This window comes from Komagataeibacter intermedius TF2, from assembly GCF_000964425.1.
Lineage (GTDB): Bacteria > Pseudomonadota > Alphaproteobacteria > Acetobacterales > Acetobacteraceae > Komagataeibacter > Komagataeibacter intermedius.
Genome location: NZ_BANF01000066.1, coordinates 1 through 1,637, shown reverse-complemented (window position 1 = coordinate 1,637; position 1,637 = coordinate 1). Strand labels below are relative to the sequence as shown.

Sequence of the window (1,637 nt, the reverse complement as noted above, 5' to 3'; positions counted from 1 at the left end):
ATGACTTAGGTGTGTCAGAGTTCCTTGTAGACCGGCTTGTAGAGCAGCCCCTCGATCCAGGCGCGGATATTTTCCGGACGCTCGACGGTGGCCTGTCCACTATCGAAGATATGCTCCGCAACCCGCGTGGCGGTCGTCACTTCGGTCTCCAGGATGTTGGCTTGGAGCGGGAACAGCATGCCATGCTCGCGTGCGCTCGGCCCCACCTGATCCGCTGTCGCGGCGGCGGCGGTGATGAACATATCGTCCGTGATCCGCGCGGGACGGGTCGCGTAAACGGCGAGGCCGATTGCCGGAAAGATATAGAAATTGTTGGCCTGTCCCGGGTGGTAGCTCTTTCCCTGATATTCGAAGTCCGGAAATTGGACTCCAGCGGCGTATAATGCTTTGCCTTTTGTCCAGGTATAGGCCTGCTCGGCCGTACATTCCGCCTTGTTCGTCGGATTGGAGAGCGGGAAGATCACCGGCCGCTCGTTCAGTTTTGCCATCTCGCGGACCACCTCCTCGGTGAATGCGCCGCCGATGGTGCTGACGCCGATCAGAATGGTCGGCTTGAAGGTTCTGACGACCTCGAGAAGATCTTTCGTCGGTTTCGCCTCGTGCGCGAACGGCTTCTGCCACTCGTTGAGATCGGTCCGGCTGGTCTCGATCAGACCGTTGACATCGATCAGTACGATACGCTCACGCGCTTCGGCCTCGCCCAGACCCGCTTCGACCATCGCCGAGACAATCATACTTGCGATACCGATCCCGGCTGAGCCTGCGCCCAGAAAAAGGACGCGCTGATCGGCGAAAGTCTCGTTCTTGATCTGCAGTGCCGTGGTCAGGCCTGCTACCGCGATCGCTGCGGTTCCCTGAATATCGTCATTGTAGCACAGGACCTTGTCGCGATAGCGGGCGAGAAGCCGCATCGCATCGGTACCTTTCCAGTCCTCGAAATGAATGCAGACACCGGGAAACACGTCTGTAGCGGCTTCGATAAATGCCTCTGAGATCAAATCCACCTCCGCTTCGTCTGGCGGGAGCTCGCGCAGACCAAGATAAAGCGGATCGGCCCGGAGCGCCGCGTTCGTGGTGCCTATGTCCAGTAGCACAGGCAGCAGCGCCTCGGGCGGCACCCCCGCGCAGGCGGTGTAGAGCTGGAGCTTGCCAATGGGAATGCCCATGCCGTTAGCGCCGATATCGCCAAGACCGAGAATACGGCCGCCGGTGGACACACAGATGAACCGAACGTCTTTTACCGGCCAGTTGCGCAGAATTTTTTTGAAGCGACCTTTCATGTCGCGCGTGAGATACATGCCCGCGCTGCCGCGATAGATATGTCCGTATGCCAGACAGGCATCAGCCACGGTCGGATCATAGACAATCGGCACAAACCGCGCGGGGTCGGACATCAGCGTGTGGTAGAATAGCGTCTCGTTCCTGGCCGCCAGGCTCATGAGATAGATGTAGCGTTCGAGATCATTCGGCTTTGCGGCGAGTTGCGTCTGAACCCTCTCCAGTTGCCGGTCGATGTTTTCCACAGTCGGAGGAAGCAGACCTTCAAGGCCGAGCGATTGACGCTCAGTCATTGTAAAGGCGGTTTCCTTGTTGCGGGCGGGGTTGTTGAGGATTTCCTGTCCCCGGATCGTGCTGGC

1 protein-coding gene is annotated in these 1,637 nt (G+C 58.9%); it reads right to left on the bottom strand.

Features of this window, described 5'->3' with window-relative positions; all coding sequences use genetic code 11:
- Positions 1-14 precede the first annotated feature (14 nt).
- Positions 15-1,628, bottom strand: coding sequence for an NAD-dependent malic enzyme (locus B7449_RS10845; protein ID WP_048883616.1), 1,614 nt, complete (start codon positions 1,626-1,628; stop codon positions 15-17).
- Positions 1,629-1,637: the final 9 nt, after the last annotated feature.